The 19,191-nt window shown below is 71.5% G+C and carries 18 protein-coding genes and 1 pseudogene; 13 read left to right on the forward strand and 6 right to left on the reverse strand.

The features are described from left to right. Positions 1–41: 41 nt before the first annotated feature. A complete protein-coding gene (locus IE257_RS30085) occupies positions 42–1,598 on the reverse strand; it encodes an MFS transporter (RefSeq protein WP_189973022.1) in 1,557 nt (518 codons plus the stop codon). A 90-nt stretch (positions 1,599–1,688) separates the two neighbouring features. Between IE257_RS30085 and IE257_RS30090 the strand changes: the two genes are divergently transcribed. After that, positions 1,689–2,267 carry a TetR/AcrR family transcriptional regulator gene (locus IE257_RS30090; protein WP_189973023.1) on the forward strand — a complete coding sequence of 193 codons (579 nt, stop codon included), beginning with the start codon at positions 1,689–1,691 and terminating at the stop codon, positions 2,265–2,267. A gap of 123 nt (positions 2,268–2,390) precedes the next feature. Here IE257_RS30090 and IE257_RS30095 read toward each other — a convergent pair whose 3' ends face one another. Beyond that, positions 2,391–3,605, reverse strand: coding sequence for a PucR family transcriptional regulator (locus tag IE257_RS30095; protein ID WP_189973024.1), 1,215 nt, complete (start codon positions 3,603–3,605; stop codon positions 2,391–2,393). 160 nt (positions 3,606–3,765) lie between these two features. Between IE257_RS30095 and IE257_RS30100 the strand changes: the two genes are divergently transcribed. The 4 genes from IE257_RS30100 (at position 3,766) to IE257_RS30115 (ending at position 7,714) form a co-directional block, all read left to right on the forward strand. Continuing rightward, positions 3,766–4,692 (forward strand): proline dehydrogenase family protein, encoded by a 927-nt coding sequence (locus IE257_RS30100; RefSeq protein WP_189973025.1) that lies wholly within the window; start codon positions 3,766–3,768, stop codon positions 4,690–4,692. Positions 4,693–4,723: 31 nt separating this feature from the next. Beyond that, positions 4,724–6,355, forward strand: a complete 1,632-nt coding sequence (gene pruA / locus IE257_RS30105) for an L-glutamate gamma-semialdehyde dehydrogenase (protein WP_189973026.1) — start codon at positions 4,724–4,726, stop codon at positions 6,353–6,355. Positions 6,356–6,605: 250 nt separating this feature from the next. Next, positions 6,606–7,490, forward strand: coding sequence for a hypothetical protein (locus IE257_RS30110; RefSeq protein ID WP_189973027.1), 885 nt, complete (start codon positions 6,606–6,608; stop codon positions 7,488–7,490). Further along, positions 7,490–7,714: a hypothetical protein gene (locus IE257_RS30115; RefSeq protein ID WP_189973028.1), complete on the forward strand. Its 225-nt coding sequence runs from the start codon at positions 7,490–7,492 to the stop codon at positions 7,712–7,714. Before IE257_RS30110 ends, IE257_RS30115 begins: the two co-directional genes overlap by 1 nt. A gap of 23 nt (positions 7,715–7,737) precedes the next feature. On the opposite strand, the gene IE257_RS30120 is transcribed toward IE257_RS30115, so the two are convergent. After that, positions 7,738–8,439, reverse strand: coding sequence for a nitroreductase family protein (locus IE257_RS30120; RefSeq protein WP_189973029.1), 702 nt, complete (start codon positions 8,437–8,439; stop codon positions 7,738–7,740). 115 nt (positions 8,440–8,554) lie between these two features. On the opposite strand from IE257_RS30120, the gene IE257_RS30125 reads away from it, so the two are divergent. Both IE257_RS30125 and IE257_RS30130 read left to right on the forward strand, forming a co-directional pair. Beyond that, positions 8,555–9,073, forward strand: a complete 519-nt coding sequence (locus tag IE257_RS30125) for an SMI1/KNR4 family protein (protein ID WP_189973030.1) — start codon at positions 8,555–8,557, stop codon at positions 9,071–9,073. After that, a complete protein-coding gene (locus IE257_RS30130; RefSeq protein WP_189973031.1) occupies positions 9,073–9,612 on the forward strand; it encodes a GNAT family N-acetyltransferase in 540 nt (179 codons plus the stop codon). Before IE257_RS30125 ends, IE257_RS30130 begins: the two co-directional genes overlap by 1 nt. A gap of 36 nt (positions 9,613–9,648) precedes the next feature. On the opposite strand, the gene IE257_RS30135 is transcribed toward IE257_RS30130, so the two are convergent. Both IE257_RS30135 and IE257_RS30140 read right to left on the reverse strand, forming a co-directional pair. Next, on the reverse strand, positions 9,649–11,679 hold the full coding sequence (locus IE257_RS30135; protein ID WP_189973032.1) for a phosphocholine-specific phospholipase C: 2,031 nt from the start codon (positions 11,677–11,679) through the stop codon (positions 9,649–9,651). A 119-nt stretch (positions 11,680–11,798) separates the two neighbouring features. After that, positions 11,799–12,812 (reverse strand): NADP-dependent oxidoreductase, encoded by a 1,014-nt coding sequence (locus tag IE257_RS30140; protein WP_189973033.1) that lies wholly within the window; start codon positions 12,810–12,812, stop codon positions 11,799–11,801. A gap of 102 nt (positions 12,813–12,914) precedes the next feature. Between IE257_RS30140 and IE257_RS30145 the strand changes: the two genes are divergently transcribed. From IE257_RS30145 to IE257_RS30155, 4 genes are all read left to right on the forward strand, one after another. Then, on the forward strand, positions 12,915–13,796 hold the full coding sequence (locus tag IE257_RS30145; protein ID WP_189973034.1) for a LysR family transcriptional regulator: 882 nt from the start codon (positions 12,915–12,917) through the stop codon (positions 13,794–13,796). Positions 13,797–14,056: 260 nt separating this feature from the next. After that, positions 14,057–14,185, forward strand: a complete 129-nt coding sequence (locus IE257_RS39015) for a hypothetical protein (protein ID WP_257789859.1) — start codon at positions 14,057–14,059, stop codon at positions 14,183–14,185. Between the two features lie 101 nt (positions 14,186–14,286). Further along, positions 14,287–15,327 carry a 3-isopropylmalate dehydrogenase gene (locus IE257_RS30150; RefSeq protein ID WP_189973035.1) on the forward strand — a complete coding sequence of 347 codons (1,041 nt, stop codon included), beginning with the start codon at positions 14,287–14,289 and terminating at the stop codon, positions 15,325–15,327. 224 nt (positions 15,328–15,551) lie between these two features. Next, complete coding sequence (locus IE257_RS30155; protein WP_030763725.1) at positions 15,552–16,637, forward strand: branched-chain amino acid aminotransferase; 1,086 nt, start codon at positions 15,552–15,554, stop codon at positions 16,635–16,637. Between the two features lie 67 nt (positions 16,638–16,704). Here IE257_RS30155 and IE257_RS30160 read toward each other — a convergent pair whose 3' ends face one another. After that, entirely contained in the window at positions 16,705–18,132 is a 1,428-nt protein-coding gene (locus IE257_RS30160) for a cytosine permease (RefSeq protein WP_189973036.1), read from the reverse strand. A gap of 154 nt (positions 18,133–18,286) precedes the next feature. On the opposite strand from IE257_RS30160, the gene ureA reads away from it, so the two are divergent. Beyond that, entirely contained in the window at positions 18,287–18,997 is a 711-nt protein-coding gene (ureA, locus tag IE257_RS30165) for an urease subunit gamma (protein WP_189973037.1), read from the forward strand. After that, positions 18,994–19,191, forward strand: a pseudogene (locus IE257_RS30170) (urease subunit alpha); the annotation flags it as partial. The gene ureA and the pseudogene IE257_RS30170, both read left to right, overlap by 4 nt.

Here is a 19,191-nt window from a genome sequence, read left to right on the forward strand (position 1 = left end):
GCCCTTCCGCGTTCCGCCGGCCACGCGCCACAGCGAGCGGTTCAGTTGTACGTCGCCTCGCGCGGGCGGTCCCCGGTACCGGTCGCGGGCTCCGCCGCGGGCGGGGCGGGCGCTTCGGTCCCCCGCAGCAGAGCCGAGGCGAGCAGGGCCGCCGCGAGCAGCAGCGCCGTACCGCCCCAGGCCGCGTACTGCATCCCGTGCACGAAGGCCTCCCGGGCCAGCGCCAGTACCTGCTCACCCGCCGGTCCGCCGAGGTGGTGGGCGGTGGCGACGGCCCCGCCCAGGGTCTCCCGGACCGCGGGCTCGGCGCCGGCCAGGTCGCTGCGGTAGACCGAGGTGCCCAGGCTGCCGAGGACGGCCATGCCCAGGGCGCCGCCGAACTCCGTCCCGGTCTCCAGCAGGGAGGCGGCGGAACCGGCCTTCTCCGCGGGTGCCGAGGCGAGCGCCATGTCGGAGATCAGGGACAGCACGGTGACGATGCCCGAGGCCAGCACCCCCGCGCCGGTCAGGATCAGCCACAGGGAGTCGGTGTCCACCAGGCTGATCAGGACGAAGCCGGCGGCGGCGAGGACGAACCCGCCGGCGATCACGTGGGCCCGGTCCACCTTCTGGGCGAGGGCGGCGGAGACCGGGGCCGCGGCGCCGATGACGACCGAGGGGGCGAGGCTCCACAGGGCGGCTTCCAGGGTGCCCATGCCGAGCACCGACTGGAGGTACTGGGTGGTGAAGTAGGCCGATCCCATCATGGCGAATGCGGCGATGGTGTTCAGCCCGATGCCCGCCCCGAAGCCGCGGCCCCGGAACAGCGCCCGGCTCACCATGGCGTCCTCACGGGAGCGCTGGCGGCGGACGAAGGCGTACCCGAAGGCCAGGCCGACGGCGAGGCAGGCCGCGTGGAGGGGTTCGAAGCCCTCGGCGGCGATCTCCTTGAGCCCGTAGACCACCGGCAGTACGGCGGCGATGGAGAGCGGAACGCTGAGCAGGTCGAAGCGGCCGGGGGCCGGGTCCTTGAACTCCGGTACCAGGACCGGAACCAGGAGCAGCAGGAGCAGCATCGCGGGCACGTTGATGAGGAAGACGGAGCCCCAGTAGAAGTGGTTCAGCAGCACCCCGCTGAGCACCGAGCCGAGGGCGATGCCCCCGGTCATGGCGCCGGACCAGATGGCGATGGCCCGCCCGCGCTGCCGGTCGTCCTGGAAGAGGTTCCGTACGAGGGCCAGCGTGGCGGGCATCAGGGTCGCGCCGCCGATGCCGAGCAGCACGCGGGCCGCGATGAGCATCTCGGCGCTGGTGGCGCAGCCGGCGCCGATCGAGGCGAGGCCGAAGGCGGTCGCGCCGATCAGCAGCAGTTTGCGGCGGCCGATCCGGTCGCCGAGCGAGCCCATCGTGATCAGCAGGCCGGAGAGCGCGAACGCGTAGCTGTCGAAGATCCAGAGCTGCTGGGTGGAGCTCGGGTCCAGCTGGTCGGTGATGGCCGGGACGGCGAAGTAGAGGACGGAGACGTCCATCGAGACCAGGAGCAACGGCAGCAGGAGGACGCTGAAGGCGGTCCATTCGCGGCGGCCGGCAAGTTGCGCTGTGGCGGCGGGAGTTGTCATGAGCAGGAATGTACAGACGTCTTAAACGTTTGTCTATGACGACTGTCTAGAACTGCTGTCTGGGACGGTTGTCTTGCTACCGTGGGGGCCATGGGACATCGCGAAGATCTGCTCGAAGGCGCCAAGAAATGCCTGGTCGAGAAGGGGTTCGTGCGCACCACCGCGCGCGACATCGTCAGCGCCTCGGGGACCAACCTGGCCTCCATCGGCTACCACTACGGCTCGAAGGACGCCCTCCTCACCGAGGCTTTCATCGGTCTGATGGAGGAGTGGGGCGCGGTCTTCCAGTCCGGCCTCGACGGGGAGGGCGGGTCGCTGGAGCGCTTCCGTGCCCTGTGGGAGGGCGTGTTGGCACAGCACGAGAAGTCGGGTCCGGTCTGGGCGGCCAGCCTGGAGGTGGCGCTCGGCCGGGACCAGCGGCCGGAGTTGAGGTCGATGCTCGCGGCCTCGCAGGCCGAGGGGCGCCGGGGGCTGATCTCGATGCTCACCGGCACCCCGGAGGACCGGCTCGACGAGCGGGACGTCCGCACCCTGGGCGGCTTCTACCAGGCGCTGTTGAACGGCCTGATGATCCAGTGGCTCTTCGATCCGGAGTCGGCGGCGACCGCCGAGGAGTTCACCGAGGGCATGCGTCGGGCCGCCGAGGCGATGACCCGGCCCCGGGACTGACCGGAGCCGAAAACTCCGGCGCGCGCGGGCGGTCCCGGTCCGTCCCGCGGCCTGTCCCGCGCTCCGTCCGCCCCGGCGGCCGTCGTGTGTGTTCCGGAGCGGGTCCCGTCGCCGGGGCGCTCCCTAGGCCAGGCGAGAGGCCTTGAGGGCCATGTGGAGCAGCAGGCGGTCCTCGCCCTCGTCCAGGTCGAGGCCGGTCAACTGCTCGACCCGGCCCAGACGGTAGTAGAGGGTCTGGCGGTGGATGCCCAGGGCGGCCGCCGCGCGGCCCGCCTGGCCGGCACAGTCCAGGAAGACCTCGGCGGTACGGGCGAGTTCGCGGTTGGCCGGGGTCAGCAGGGTACGGGCCGCGGGGTCGTCCACCGGGTCGGTGGCGAGGCTTGCCAGCAGCCGGTACGGGCCGATCGCCGACCACTGGGCGACCGGCCCGAGCCGGGGCTGGGCGACGGCCGCCCGGGCGGCGGCGACGGCCTGCTCCCAGGCGGCGGGCAGGTCCGCGAGGCCCCGTACGGGGTCGGCCACGCCGGCCGTCACCCGAGGAGCGGTGGCGGCGCCACCCGCCGCCGCACCGCCGCCCGCCGGGTCCGCGGCCCGCGGCAGCAGCCGGGTCACCGCCGCCAGGGCCGGAGCCAGCGCGTCCGTCGAGCGCAGCCGGAGCAGCACCGCGAGCGCCGCCTCGGCCCCGGGCTCCTGACCCGGCCCGGACCCGACCCGCCGGGGCACGACGCACACCGCCGCCGCGCCCGGGACCGATGCCGGAGCCTCCCCGGGCCACGGCGTCACGCAGACCGCCGCGTGCAGCCCGTCCCCACCGGCGCCGAGCGCGACCCGGAGCGCGGCCACCGCCATGTCCTGCTGCCAGCCCCGACCGGCCGTGAGCACCGCCAGGAACTCCCGCGACAGGTCCGCCCCGGCCTTCGCCTCCTCGGCGAGCAGCACCCCGATCCGCTGCGCCACCTCCATGGCCGCGTCCAGCGCCGCCGGCCCGGGCCCCGGCAGGCCGGGCTCCTGGTCCAGGAGCCACACGTAGCCCTGCACGATGCCCCGGTACCGCACCGGCAGGCAGATCCGCCCCCGGTACACCCCGGCGTCGGGCGCCGCCGGGATCCGGACGGGTCCGGTGGCGCGGGCGATGCCGAAGCCCTCGAACCAGGACCGGACGTCCGCCGTGGACTGCCGCGTCAGGATCGACCGGGTCCGCACCGGGTCCATCGCGAGGTCGTCCTCGCTGTCGTGGGCACCGAAGGCGATCAGCCGGAAGTCCCGGTTCTCCAGGGTCGCCGGGGCGCCGAGCAGCGCGGAGATCTCGTCCACCAGGTCCTGGTAATCGCCCTTCACGCGGCCATTCTCCCACCTCGGCAGGGACCCTTCAGACAGATGTATGAGATCCGGGACACGGATGCGTGACAGCTGTCGATGGCAGAGGATCAAAGCGATCCTTAGGTTTCACGGTGGTTTTGCTTGCGCTTTTCTTCTGCCACCCGTTGGAGGTGCCCCCGTGCTGGGTCCCGTGATCCTCGCCGCTTCGCGCAGCGACAAGATGCGTCGTATCGTCTCTGCCGCCCCGGTGACCAAGCCCGTGGTGAACCGGTTCATCCCCGGCGAGACCGTCGACCAGGTCATCCCGATCGTCGAGGAGCTCACGCGGGCCGGCCTCGAGGTCACCCTCGACGTCGTGGGCGAGGACATCACCGAGGTGGAGCAGTCCTACGCCGCCCGGGACGCCTACCTCCAGCTCATCGAGCGCCTCGCGGAGCTCGGTCTCGGCGAGAAGGCCGAAATGTCCGTCAAGCTGTCGATGTTCGGCCAGGCGCTGGAGGGCGGCCACGAGCTCGCCCTCGCCAACGTCCGCCCGGTCGTCGAGGCCGCCGCCGCCATCGGCACCACCGTGACGCTCGACGCCGAGGACCACACGACCCTCGACTCGATGTTCGCCATCCACGAGGAGCTGCGCCGCGACTTCCCGCAGACCGGCTGCGTGATCCAGGCGTACCTCTTCCGCACGGAGGCCGACGCCCGCCGCCTCGCCGCCGCCGGCAGCCGCGTCCGCATCGTGAAGGGCGCTTACAAGGAGCCCGCCGAGGTCGCGTACCAGGACAAGGCCGAGATCGACAAGGCGTACGTCCGGATCCTGAAGACCCTGATGGACGGCGAGGGCTACCCGATGATCGGGTCGCACGACCCGCGCCTCATCGCCATCGGCCAGGAGCTCGCCCGCAAGGCGGGGCGCAAACTGGACGAGTACGAGTTCCAGATGCTGTACGGGATCCGCAGCGAGGAGCACCTGCGGCTCGCCGCCGAGGGCCACCGGATGCGCGTCTACACCGCGTACGGGACGGACTGGTACGGCTACTTCATGCGCCGCCTCGCGGAGAAGCCGGCCAACCTGCTCTTCTTCGTCCGCTCGATGATCACCAAGAACTAGCCAAGAACTAGGTCAAGGAGTTACCAGCCCCATGGATGCTGTGACCCAGGTCCCCGCTCCGGTCAACGAGCCGGTCCACTCGTACGCCCCCGGCACCCCGGAGCGCGCGCGCCTCGAAACGCAGCTCAAGCAGCTGTCCGAGAACCCCATCGACCTCCCGATGACGATCAACGGCGTCAAGCGGATGGGCGGCGGCGAGCGCTTCGACGTGGTCCAGCCGCACGACCACAAGTCGGTGCTCGGCACCTACGCGAACGCCACCGGGGCCGACGCACAGGAGGCCATCGACGCCGCCCTGGCCGCCGCCCCGGCCTGGCGCTCGATGTCCTTCGACGACCGCGCCGCGATCATCCTGCGCGCTGCCGAGCTGCTGTCCGGCCCGTGGCGCGAGAAGCTCGCCGCCTCCACCATGCTGGGCCAGTCGAAGACCGCGCAGCAGGCCGAGATCGACACTCCGTGCGAGCTCGTCGACTTCTGGCGCTTCAACGTCCACTTCGCCCGCCAGATCCTGGCCGAGCAGCCGGTCGCGAACTCCGCCGGCGTGTGGAACCGCAGCGACCACCGCCCGCTCGAAGGCTTCGTCTACGCGATCACGCCGTTCAACTTCACGGCCATCGCGGGCAACCTGCCGACCGCCCCCGCCCTGATGGGCAACGTGGTCCTGTGGAAGCCCTCCCCGACGCAGACCCACTCCGCGATCCTCCTCATGGAGCTCCTGGAGGAGGCCGGCCTGCCCAAGGGCGTCATCAACCTGCTGACCGGCGACGGCATCGCGGTGTCCGAGGTGGCCCTGAACCACCCCGAGCTGGCCGGCATCCACTTCACCGGCTCGACCAAGACCTTCCAGTACCTGTGGAAGACGGTCGGCAACAACATCGAGAAGTACAAGTCCTACCCGCGCCTGGTCGGCGAGACCGGCGGCAAGGACTTCGTCGTCGCGCACCCGTCCGCGGACCGCGCCGTCCTGAAGACCGCCCTGACCCGCGGTTCCTTCGAGTTCCAGGGCCAGAAGTGCTCGGCGTCCTCGCGCGCCTACGTCCCGGCCTCGATCTGGAACGACGGCTTCAAGGAGGCCTTCGCGGCCGAGGTCGACGGCATCACCATGGGTGACGTCCGCGACCTGACCAACTTCATCGGCGCCGTCATCGACGAGCGTTCGTATCTCAAGAACAAGGCCGCGATCGACCGCGCGATCGCCGACCCGACCTGCGAGATCATCGCCGGCGGCACGTACGACGACTCGGAGGGCTACTTCGTCCGCCCGACCGTCATCGCGTGCACCGACCCGGAGAACGAGGTCTTCACGACCGAGTACTTCGGCCCGATCCTCGCCGTGCACGTCTACGAGGACGCGAACTTCGACGCGATGCTGGCCCAGATGGAGTCCGTCTCGGCGTACGCCCTGACCGGCTCGATCATCGCCGCCGACCGCTACGCGGCCGCGGACGCGATGGAGAAGCTCCGCTTCGCGGCGGGCAACTTCTACATCAACGACAAGTCCACCGGTGCCGTCGTCGGCCAGCAGCCCTTCGGCGGCGGCCGCGCCTCGGGTACGAACGACAAGGCGGGCGCCGCGAGCAACCTGCAGCGCTGGACCTCCACCCGCTCCATCAAGGAGACGCTGGTCGCGCCGACCGACTACGCGTACCCCCACATGGGCTGATCCGGCCCCGCAGAACCCCCGCCCCCGCTCCGGTACCCCCAAGTCCGGAGCGGGGGCGGTTTCCATTTCCCCGACCGGCAACTCCTGCTAGCCTGGCGGCAGTTGTCGTGTACGGCGACACGCTCCAGTACTCGGGCCCGGTTACCCGAGGGAGCCGAGGGCTCTGACGAGTTCCCGTACGGGGTGGGATCTTTGCCAGGAGATACGAGACCTCTACGCGTCCGTGCCGGGACGACGCCCGGGGAGACGTATGTCCAGGCGCACCGACAACCGCCACCGCGTGGCGACCATCTGCCGTGAGGCCACCGGTCTTCCGCACCACACCTGCATGCGGTGGGCGGCCGACGGGCTGATCACCCGCCGCCAGCCGGTACCCGATGCCGCCGACGAGCAGCAGCGGACCTTCGAGGCCCTGGTGGTGGCCGAGCTCGCCGACGGGCTCCGCGGACACGAACTGCGCGACGGGGCGCTCCTCGGCTTCACCCGGGCCCGTCCCGAGCCGGCCGGCCTGACGCTTGCGCTGCACCCGGCGATGGCCGACCGGGTCCTTGCAACCCTCCTGCCCCGGATCGACGAGCACTACGGCGGTCTGCGCGGTGTGCCGGGGCTGCGGCTCGTCCCGATGGGCGGGAGGTGGGCACTGACCCGGGTCCAGGGCCGTGCCGCGATCCACCTGGTCCACCCGGCCGCGGACTGGCGACCCGCCCTGCCGGAGCACGGCGAGGGGCTCACGCAGCTGTGGCGGCGCAACCGCCACCGCATGCACCCCGCCGAGGCGGCGGACTGGGAGCAGCGGTCCGGGGCGGGACACGACCACGGCGTCCCGGCGCAGAACCGCCTGAACAGCAGGCTCCTCAGGCGCCCCCTGCTGCTGGGCGCTGCCGGGGCCGCGCACGGTTCGGCGAACGTCTACACCCACGGGGGAGGGGACGTCGTCGTCGAGTGGTGCTGCTCCGTGGAACGGTCCGACCTGGAGCAGCGGCTGCGGCGCAGCGGCCTCGCGCAGCGGCCCGACGAGAGCCCGGAACGGGAACGGGAGCGCGACCGCCCGTGGTTCCCCGGCGAGATCGTGATGGGCGGCGGGTTCGTCACCCTGCGGCGCGGACCCTGCTACGCGGAACCGGGGGTGCGCTGATGCTGCTCGCGGCGATCGCGACGGCGGCCGTGCTCGGCGTCGCCAAGGTGGTCCGGGACGCGCTCATCCTCCGCCAGGTGCGGGCGGCCATGGAGGGCTGCTCGGCGGAGGACCGGGTCCGGATCGGCATCCGGCTGGCCGGGGCGCTGGGCGGCGGTCAGGCCGGGGAGCCGGAGCCGGGCCCGGCACCGCTTCCGGGCCCGCCCTCCACGCCCGCTCCCTGATCCGTCCCGATCGAAAGCGACGGCTAGACCTCGACGATCACCTGGTCCAGGGACTTGCGGACGAGGTCCGGGACCTCGCAGTCGTCCGCCGGGTAGCCCACCGGGATGACGGCGAAAGCCTTCTCGTTCTCCGGGCGCTCCAGGACATGGCTGAGGAAGCGCATGGGGCTGGGAGTGTGGATCAGCGCCGCCAGGCCGGACAGGTGAAGCGCGGACAGGAGCATGCCCACCGCGATGCCGACCGACTCGTCCACGTAGTAGTGCTTGCGCTTCGTGCCGTCCGGGCCGAGCCAGTAGCGCTGCTGGAAGACCACGATCAGCGCCGGGGCGTCCGTCAGGTGGGTCTTCACGGCGTCCGTGCCGATGGGGCGCAGGGCGGCGAGCCATTCGTCGCCCAGCCGGCCGTCGTAGGACAGCTGCTCCTCCTGCTCGGCGGCCGCGCGGATCTGCTGCCGCACGGCCGGGTTCTTGACCAGGACGAAGGTCCACGGCTGCTGGTGCGCCCCGGACGGGGCGGTCGCCGCGCAGGCGATCGCGTCCCGGACCACCTGATCGGGCACCGGGTCGGGGGAGAAGTGGCGTACGGTCCGCCGCTCGTCCATCCGGGTCCGCAACTCGGCGGCGCGCGCGAGGGATTCCTGCTGCGGCATCCGCTCGGGCCGGTAGGGGGCGGGACGGTACGGCTGGCCGTGGATCGGGGTCCACTGCTGGGTTTCGGGCGACATGGGGCGAGTCTGCCGACGCAATGGTCCAGACCGCTAGAGCCGCTTCGGCCGATGGCGGCCGGTGTACGGCGTTCGGCGTCCGCAATGCGGTCCCGGTCCTTGGTACGTTCGCAGGATGAGCGACTGGGACGCGCGGGCGGTACGGGAGCGGCTGCGCGCGAAGCGCCTCCGGTACGAGCTGAGGGCGCCGCTTCTGGAGGCGGAGGTACGGGCCTTCGAGGCGGAGCACGGCATCCGGCTGCCCGGGGAGTACCGGACGTTCGTCACCACCGTCGGCGACGGACCGGCGGGCCCGGAGCACGGGCTGATGCCGCTGATCACCCCGCGTCCCGAGGCCGACGACGACTGGGCGGTGGACGACGAGTGGCTGGAAGACCGCCGCCCGGGCCGACTGGCCGCGCCCTGCCCGATCCGAGAACCGCGTCCGTTCGACGTGAACCGCAGGTTCGACGAGCGCGAGGGGCTGACCCTGGGCACGCTCGTGCTGGCCGAGCAGGGGTGCGGCATGTATTCGCGGCTGATCCTCAACGGGCCGCTGGCCGGTCAGGTCTGGCACCTCGACCAGGACTTCGGGACCTGCGTGCCCGAGAGCCCGGACTTCCGCACCTGGTACACCGACTGGCTGGAGAAGTGATGGGCGTGCATGTCGCACACACCGCCGGGCTGACCGGAGACGAGCTCCGCGAGGTGCGGGCCCTGCTCGACGAGGCCTTCGACGGGGACTTCGGCGAGGAGGACTTCGAGCACGCCCTCGGCGGGATGCACGTGCTGGTCCGGGACGCGGGCGGGGCGCTCGTCGCGCACGGCAGTGTGGTGCAGCGCCGGGTGGTGCACGGTGGGCGTGCCCTGCGGACCGGGTACGTCGAGGCCGTGGCCGTACGGGCCCGGGCGCGGCGCCGCGGCCTCGGTGGGCAGGTCATGGCCGAGCTCGAACGGATCGTCGCGCGGGCCTACGTGCTCGGCGCGCTGTCGGCCTCGCAGGACGGGGCCGCGCTGTACCTGGGCCGTGGCTGGGCGGCGTGGCCGGGCCGGGTCGGGGCGCTGTCGCCGGACGGGCCGGTGCGCCTGCCCGAGGAGGAGGGCTCCACCTACGTGTGGGTGCCGTCCGGCGGGATCCTGCTGGACCCCGCCGGACGGCTCGACTTCGACTGGCGGGACGGGGACGTCCTCTAGGTCGTCTCCTCCGGACCTTGCCCGGCCTCGCGACGGCTACGACCCCGAGATGCTGGGCGCGCCCGACTCGATGTGGCCCGTGTAGCGGCGCGACCAGGTGCCGTCGGAGTCGGCCAGGATCGTGAAGTCGTACCAGCCGTTGCTGTAGGCCACGGCGTTGAAGTGGTCCTCGCGCGAGGAGTTCGCCGGGACCGTGTAGGTCCACGGGCCGTCCGTGCGGTAGGCGTTCGAGCGGATCGTGAAGGTGACGGGGGAGCCGGAGGCGTTCTTCATCGTGAAGAAGACCGCCGTCTTCCCGGTGCCCTGTTCGATCGCGAAGCGGGCTGCGACCTCGACGTCCTTGCCGGGCTTCGAGGCGTCGCCGATGAAGCGGCGCAGGAAGCGGTTCGGCCCGTGCATGGAGATGTCGTACTTGCCCGAGCCGTGGCCGAGGCCGATGTTGAAGTAGTCGCTGCCGGTGGTGCCCGGGTCGACCGTGTACTGCCAGGCCGCCGTGTCCCGGTGCTGGTGCGGGTGGATCGAGAAGTGCGCCGCCCGCTTCGCCTCGGCGCCCTGGTTGGTCATCGAGAACCAGGCCAGGATCTTGCCGGCCGCTCCGAACTCGAAGCGGTCCAGGTTGCCGTTCACCTGGTACGGCAGGGCCCGTGCCGGGCGGGTGCCGGGTTCCTGCGCCGGGAGGGCGTTGTCCTGCGGGGCCGGGTTGGGAAGCGGGCCGCAGGTCGACTGGCCGATCACCTTGGCGGTGGACGGGAGGCCCGCGGGGACGCCGTGGACCGGGTGTGCGAAGTCGAAGACGCCGGTCAGGTCGCCGACCACCCTGCGGCGCCACGCGCTGATGTTCGGGCAGGTGGCGGGGGTGCCGAGGGCGGCCGTCCACTTCTCCATGAACCGCAGGACCGAGGTGTGGTCGAAGACCTCGGAGCTCACCCAGCCGCCGCGGGTCCACGGGGACATCACGATCATGGGGACACGGAAGCCGAGCCCGATCGGGGTGCCGTCGATGTACTCGCCGGGGGTGCCGGGCGGCGCGACCGGCGGCGGGACGTGGTCGAAGAAGCCGTCGTTCTCGTCGTAGTTGAGGAAGAGGACCGTGGAGTCGAAGACCTCGGGGTTCGCGGCCAGCGCCCGGTAGACCAGGTCCACGAAGTGCGCGCCGTCGCCGGGCGGGGCGTAGGGGTGCTCCGAGAAGGCCTCGTTGGCCACGACCCAGGACACCTGGGGCAGGGTGCCGGCGACGACGTCGGCGCGTATCGCGGCCGCGATGTCGTCCGGGGTGGATCCGGTGACCTTGGGGACCGAGCCCATGCCGCGGTCCCACAGCGGGTTGCCGGGGGCCGCGTCCGTGAACTTCTTGAAGTAGGCGAGGCCGTTGTCCCCGTAGTTGTCCTGCGCGTTCTGGTAGACCTTCCAGGTCACCCCGGCCCGCTGGAGGGCCTCCGCGTAGGTCTCCCAGGTCAGCCCGGACTCGTCGCCGCCGTCCTTGCTGGAGGCGTCGACCTTGCCGCTCCACAGGAAGGTGCGGTTCGGGCCGGTCGCGCTGAGGGTGGAGCAGAAGTACGCGTCGCAGATCGTGTAGTTGTCGGCGAGGCCGTAGTGGAAGGGGATGTCTCCCCGGTCCAGGTAGCCGAGGGTGCGGGTGTTGCCGACGCCGAGGACCCAGTTGTCCATCCGGCCCTTGTTCCAGGCGGCGTGCTGCGAGGTCCAGCTGTGCGGGAGGTCGCCGTTGCACTGGGCCAGCGTCTCGCCGTCCACCCCGCCCGCCGGCGGGGTGGACGACAGCTTCCACGGGTACTGGCGGCCGCCCCAGTTGGGCTGGTTGAACATGCTCCAGCCGCCCGGGATGTTGCCGGCGGCGCGGTCGCCGAAGCCGCGGACGCCCTTCAGCCTGCCGAAGTAGTGGTCGAAGCTGCGGTTCTCCTGCATCAGGATCACTACGTGCTTCACGTCGGTGATGGTGCCGGTCGCGGCGGCCGCGGCCGCTGTGGCCGGCGTGATCGCGGGCAGGGTGGCGCCCGCCACGAGCCCGGCGCCGATTCCCACGAAACCTCTGCGGCTGATCGGTGTCACTGGCCTCTCGCCTCCAACTCAAGTGCCCCGCTGGCACAATGACGGCAAGAGTGGCGGCGCCGGGATCAAAGGTCTACATCCGTGCGGTAAGAGTTCGGTGAACATAAGGGTGGCTGGAATCAGCCCTCGATCCGGACCAGCATCTTGCCCAGATTCTCCCCTCGCAGCATGCCCAGAAAGGCCTCCACCGTCCGGTCGAAGCCCTGAACAACAGTGGTATCGGTGCCGATCCGGCCGCTGCGCAGATGAGGCACGAGGAACTCCTCCAGCTCCTCCTGCAGATTGGTGTGATTTCGAACCAATACCCCTTCCAGTCGAAGCGACTTGTGTACGACCTCGAAGAGGTTGCGGGGTGCGGCGGGCGAGCGGTCCCCGTTGTACATCGAGATCGCGCCGACCCAGGCGATCCGCCCGTACTCGCGCAGCGAGTCGATCGCCCCCTCCAGGTGCTCCCCGCCGACGTTGTCCACGTAGACGTCGATGCCGTCCGGGGCGGCCTGCGCGAGCTGCTCGCCGACCGGGCCGTCGTGGTAGTCGAAGGCCGCGTCGAAGCCGAGTACGTCGGTGAGGTGACGGACCTTCGCCGCCGATCCCGCGCTGCCGATGATCCGCCGGGCGCCGAGCAGCCGGGCGATGTGACCGGTGGCCGTGCCGACCCCGCCCGCGGCTGCGGAGACGAAGAGGTCCTCACCGCCCCGCAGCGCGGCCGTCCGGGTGAGGGCGGCGTACGCGGTCAGGCCGGTGCCGCCGAGGTGGGAGAGGTACGCCTCCAGCGGGACGCCGTCGTGGCCGCGCAGCCGGCGGGTCCCGTCCACGCCCAGGGTGACCAGGGCGTGGGTCCGCCAGCCCGCGCGGTGGAAGACCAGGTCGCCCTGGCGCAGCCCCGGGTCGCGGGAGGCGAGCACCCGGCCCACCGAGCGTCCCTCCAGCGGGGTGTCCAGCTCGAAGCCGCCCTCGCCGCCGTCCATCAGGCCGCGGTGGTAGGGGTCCACCGAGAGCAGGAGGTTCTCCACGAGTGCGGTGCCGGGCCCCGGCTCCGGCACCGGGGAGGAGACGTGGGCGAAGTCCGCGGCGGTGGGGAAGCCGGAGGGGCGGGCGATCTGGTGGACGAAGTGAGCGGTGTTCGTGGTCATGGGCCCGACGCTAGGAAGGAATGGGCTGCCCGGGCAGGGGGTTGCGTTCATGGAAGCCACCCATCCATGAACGCCGCTCATAGAACGAGGTGAGAGCCCCCCATGGCGGGAAGCACTGCCGACCTGCTGCCCCAGGAGCTGCGGATCCTGGTCGCCGTCGCCGAGCGCGGCGGTTTCTCCGCCGCCGCCACCGCGCTCGGCCTCACCCAGTCCGCCGTCTCCCACTCCGTGCGCGGCACCGAGGCCAAGGTCGGCGCGGTGCTCTTCGAGCGCGGCCGCAGCGGGGCCGCCCCTACCCCGGCGGGGGAGCGGGCGGTCGCCCTCGGCCGCCGGATCCTGCGGATGTACGAGGTTCTGGCCGCGGAGGCGCGCGGCGCGGGCCGCGACACGGTGGAGGGCGTACTGCGGATCGCCGCCTTCCGCAGTGCGGCCCTGCATCTGCTGCCGCCCGCCCTGGAGCGGCTCGCGGCCCGCCACCCGGGCATCCGCCCCGAGGTCCGCGTGGTGCGCGAGATCGGCGCCGGCGCTGCAGGGGAAGTGGCGGCGGGCCGCGCCGACCTGGGCATCGCCACGCTGGGCGGGTCGCAGGACGGGCCGCCCGGCCTGCTGACCGGAGTGCTCGCGCAGGAGGCGTACCGCCTGGTCCACCCGGCCGGGCACCCGGACCCGAGGGGTCTGCCGCTGATGGACTGGGACGAGAACTGCGGTTCGTACACGCGCTCCTGGTGGCGGGCCCAGGACTGGATCCCGCGGGCCACGGTGAAGGCGGAGGACGATGCGATGGTGCTGACCATGGTCGGCCGCGGGCTCGGCATGGCGATCATGCCCGAGCTGTCGCTGAGGGAGGCCACCGCGGCGGTGGACATCACCGATCTGGGCCCCGGGGGGCCGGTGAGACAGGTGGGATACGTCACTACGACGGAATCGGCATCAACTTTGGCGGTAAGGGATCTGATCAGGGAACTTCGCTCCGAGAGGGGCTGAAACGGATGCCCGGAACGGCGCCTTCCGAGGGCCCTCGCGTCTCAGATAGTAGGAAGCCCGAGTAATTGCCGAGACATACAACCGGACCTGCCCTAGCTTTGTAGAAGCCGAACGTCTCGCCGATCCGGCGAATGGCGGTCGAGAGCGCGCGCCCCTGGCAGGCAACCCCTGCGGCGCACTGCTCCCCGCCTCTTCCGGCGCCTTGAAGGAACCCCTCATCCGTGGCTTCGCCACGCCGTGATCTCAAGGAGTCGATCACCATGACCGCTTCCACCGCCACCCGCCGCGTCCGCCACAGCTCCGCCTCGGCCGACGACCGCAAGAACGCCGCCGCCGCCCTCCAGCGGGCGCTCGACCGCCGTGACAACGGCGGATCCACCGGCCACTGACCAGCGCCGCCCGGGAGATTCTGCGTCCACCGCGGACCCACCTTGGTCCACATGGTGGACGCAGAATGTCTGAGGGCTGGGACACGGAGTACGGTTCCGTCATGTCGACCAGCATCAATCTCGCAGTGATCCCCGGTGATGGCATCGGCCAGGAAGTCGTGGCTCAGGGACTCAAGGTCCTTACCGCGGTCCTGCCCCAGGATGTGAAGCTGGAGACCAAGCAGTACGACCTCGGGGCCCAGCGCTGGCACCGCACCGGTGAGACCCTCCCGGACGCGGAGCTCGAATCTCTCAAGCACCACGACGCGATTCTCCTCGGCGCCATCGGCGACCCCTCGGTCCCGTCCGGCGTGCTGGAGCGCGGCCTGCTGCTGAAGCTCCGCTTCGCCTTCGACCACTTCATCAACCTGCGCCCGTCGAAGCTGTTCCCGAACACGGCCACCCCGCTCGCCGGCCGTCCGGAGATCGACTTCGTCGTGGTCCGCGAGGGCACCGAGGGTCCGTACACCGGCAACGGCGGCAGCCTGCGCACCGGCACCCCCGCCGAGGTGGCCACCGAGGTCAGCATCAACACCGCGTACGGCGTCGAGCGCGTCGTCCGCGACGCGTACGAGCGGGCGAACGCCCGCCCCCGCAAGAAGCTGACGCTGGTCCACAAGAACAACGTCCTCGTGTACGCCGGCCACTTGTGGAAGAACATCTTCGACAAGGTCGGCCAGGAGTACCCCGAGGTCACCACCGACTACCTGCACGTCGACGCCGCGACGATCTTCTTCGTCACGCAGCCCGAGCGCTTCGACGTCATCGTCACGGACAACCTCTTCGGTGACATCCTCACCGACCTGGCCGCCGCCGTGACCGGCGGAATCGGCCTCGCCGCCTCCGGGAACATCAACCCGACCGGCGCCTTCCCGTCCATGTTCGAGCCCGTTCACGGCTCGGCTCCGGACATCGCCGGCACCGGCAAGGCCGACCCGACCGCGACGATCCTCTCCGTCGCCCTCCTGCTGCGTCACCTCGGCCACGAGGCCGAGGCCGCCCGCATCGAGGACGCGGTCACCGCAGACCTTGCCGAGCGAGACGGAACCTTCCGCTCCACCGACGCGATCGGCGACGCCCTCGCCGCTCGAGTAGCCGGCTGACCCGGCAGCTCCACCTCAGGAAGCCGCCGGGTCACAAAGGGACCCGGCGGCTTTTCCTGTGCGGCCCCGGGTGCCACCATCTCCCCTGGGCCGCTCTCCCGCTTCTCCGAAGCCTGCCCGCGCGCGATAATCGAACGCGAGGCCGCGGAATGCGGGGAAGCTCGGACGTCCTAGTACGCCGTGAGCGCGGTCCGCCATACACAACCGGTGAAGGACAAGCACTCATGACGACGCCCACGATCGAGCTCAAGCCCTCCTCGAACCCGCTGTCCGATGCGGAGCGCGAGGCGATCCTGGCCAGCCCCGGCTTCGGCCGCCACTTCACCGACCACATGGTGACGATCAAGTGGACCGAGGGTCGCGGCTGGCACGATGCCGAGCTGGTCCCGTACGCGCCGCTCGCGATCGACCCGGCGAACATGACGCTGCACTACGCGCAGACGATCTTCGAGGGCCTCAAGGCCTACCGCCAGCCCGACGGCACCGTGGCCACCTTCCGGCCCGAGGCCAACGCCGCGCGCTTCCAGTCCTCCGCCCGCCGCATGGCGATGCCGGAGCTGCCGACCGAGCTCTTCATCGAGGCCTGCGACGCGCTGATCAAGCAGGACCGCGCCTGGGTGCCGGACTCCGGTGAGGCCTCGCTCTACCTGCGGCCCTTCATGTTCGCCTCCGAGGTCGGCCTCGGTGTCCGCCCGGCGAACGAGTTCCTCTTCATCGTCATCGCCTCGCCCGCCGGCGCGTACTTCCCCGGGGGCGTCAAGCCCGTCTCGGTCTGGCTCTCCGAGGACTACGTCCGCGCGGTCAAGGGCGGCACCGGCGCGGCCAAGACCGGCGGCAACTACGCGGCCTCGCTCGTCGCGCAGGCCCAGGCCGCCTCGCACGGCTGCGACCAGGTGGTCTGGCTCGACGCCGTCGAGCACCGCTGGATCGAGGAGATGGGCGGGATGAACCTGTACTTCGTGTACGGGGACCGCATCGTCACCCCGGAGCTCACCGGCTCGCTCCTTCCCGGCATCACCCGCGACTCCCTCCTCACCATCGCCCGCGACCTCGGCTACACCGCCGAGGAGGGCCGCCTGACCACCGAGGACTGGCAGCGCGACAACGCCAACGGCACCCTCACCGAGGTGTTCGCCTGCGGCACCGCCGCCGTCATCACCCCGGTCGGCTCGGTCAAGTCCGAGCGGGCCGACTGGACCCAGGGCGACGGCGAGCCGGGCCAGGTCACCATGCGCCTGCGCAAGGCGCTGCTGGAACTCCAGACCGGCCACAGCGCCGACACCCACGGCTGGATGCACCCGCTGGGCTAGCCGCCGTACGTACGCAGGCCCGCGCCCCGGACGTTCCGGGGCGCGGGCCTGCGTGCGTAAGGGAGGCTCAGGCGTTCGCGGGCTCCTTGGCGGCGGCGACCACCGGGACCGCGGCGGGGGAGCGGCGGGCGGTGAGCGCGGTGTACACGAGCCCGCCCGTCAGGCCGGAGAGCACGAAGGAGCAGTCCACGCCGCCGGTGAGGGCGAGCAGCGGTCCCTCGTAGAACGGGGTGGTCACGGCGAGCAGGCCGACGCCCGCGCCGATCGCCCAGGAGGCGGTGGCCGCGAGGTTCCAGCCGGAGCGGAACCAGTAGATCCCGCCCACCGAGCGGCGGTTGAAGACCTGGAGCGCGTCGGCGTCGTAGTGCCCGCGGCAGCGCACGTACCCGATCAGGGTGATCACGGCCCACGGGGTGCCGATGGCGGTCAGCACCAGGACGAACGAGGTCATCGCGGACTGCACGTCCCACTCGAAGGAGCCGATGAACACGAAGGCGGTGGCGACGGCCGCCGCGACCAGGGTGGCCGTGGTCCGGGTGGCCCTGGGCACGATCGCGTCGAGGTCGAGGCCCATCGAGTAGAGCATCAGCCCGGCGTTGCCGACCGATCCGCCCGCGGCGGCGGCGAGCAGCGGCACCAGGTACCAGAACGGCGCGGCCTCGACCAGCGGGCCGGCGTACTCGGCCCCGGCCCGGGCGGCGAGCGCGGTGTAGGTACCGAACAGCTGAGGGATCAGCAGGCCGAAGAGCAGGCCGAGACCGGTGGCCCAGAGCACTTTGCGGGAGCTGTGCCGGCGCGGGGAGATGTAGCGCGTGTAGTCGCCGAGCAGGGTGATGAAGGCGACCGGACCGCTGAGCCCGGCGGCGACGGCGGCGAGGATCCAGGTCGGCCAGAAGGAGCCGAGCAGGTAAGCGGTCTCCGGCGGGGCGGCGGTGGTGAAGTCCCCGGAGTAGGCGAAGACGCCGATGGCCAGCAGCACCACCATGCCGATGGCCAGGATCTTGCTCATGCGCAGCAGCAGCCGGTAGCCGAAGACGGCCGCGACGACCGTACAGGCGGCGAGGAGGCCGTACATCACGGCACGCGAGAGCCCGGTGTCGGGCAATCCGGTGAGGCGGGAGAGGGTGCCCACCATCACGTCGCCGCCGATCCACAGGGTGAGTGCGGTGTAGCCGAGGGAGAGCAGCAGGCCCACCACCGAGCCCACGAGCCGGCCGCGGACGCCGAACTGGGCCCCGCTGGAGGTCGAGAGGTTGGTCGCGGTGCGCAGGGAGACGAGCGCCAGCGGCGCGGTGAAGGCGATACCGACGAGCGTGCCGGTCACGATGGCGGTGACCGAGGGCCACAGGCCCAGTCCGAAGGACGGGGGCAGCCAGCCGAAGACGATCACACCGAGGCAGAGGTTGGAGCCGAGAAGGATCGAGATCAGGTCACGGGGACCGCTCGTCCGCTCGTCCTCGGGGATGGTGTCGACTCCGCGCTGTTCGATGGGCATGGGGGACTCCCTTGGCAGGGCGGGGGGTGGTTGCGCTTGTTTGAGCGACACTCAATGTGACCCAAGGGCTGGTCCCAGGTCAATGATTCCCTGCAACGAAATGAAGAGTTAGAGTGATGCTCTAACCCATCGATTCAAGAGGTGGTGGATCGGCGTGCGGCTGACCCCTACGGAGCGCGACCGGCTGCTGCTCCGCAGCGCTGCGGAGCTGGCCAGGGCCCGGCGGGCCCGTGGCCTGCAACTCAATGTCCCGGAGGCGACCGCGCTGATCGCGGACACGGTCTGCGAGGCGGCGCGCGACGGCAAGCGGCTCGCCGAGGCCATCGAGGAGGCCCGCAGCGTGCTGGGCCCGGGCGATGTCCTGCCGGGCGTCGCCGACGTGGTCGCCGAGGTGCACGTGGAGGCCGTCTTCGACGACGGATCCCGCCTCGCGGTGGTCTCGTCCCCCATCCAGGGGGCGGTCCCGCTCGGCGACGACGCCCCGGGCGCGGTCGTCCCCGGCCCGGGCGCCCCACAGCCGGAGCCGGTCCTGAACCTGCGCGTCCGCAACACCGCCGCGGTGCCGGTGAGCGTGACCTCGCACTTCCACTTCTTCGAGGCGAACCCGCGGCTCGACTTCGACCGGGCCGCGGCCTACGGCATGCGGTTGTGCGTCCCGGCGGGCTCGTCCGTACGGTTCGACCCCCACGGCGAGGGCGAGGTCGGCCTCGTCCCCATCGGTGGCGACCGGATCGCGGTCGGTTTCGCCGGGTTGGTGGACGGGCCCCTGGACGCGCCCGGAGCCAAGGAGGAGGCCCTGCGCCGTGCGGCGGCCTGCGGCTACCTGGGCGTGGCCGCCGAACACGAGGACGGAGACCGGGCGTGAGCAAGAAGACCCCGCACAGTGACCACTGTGCGCCGGGCAGCCGGCACATCGATCCGTACGAGTACGCGTCGGTGTTCGGTCCGCGGGCCGGGGACCGGGTGCGGCTCGGTGACTCGGGGCTGACCGTCCGGGTGGAGTACGACGCCCAGCGGCCGGGGGACGAGTTCCTGGCGGGTTTCGGGAAGACGGCGCGT

Source organism: Streptomyces avidinii, from assembly GCF_014650695.1.
Lineage (GTDB): Bacteria > Actinomycetota > Actinomycetes > Streptomycetales > Streptomycetaceae > Streptomyces > Streptomyces avidinii.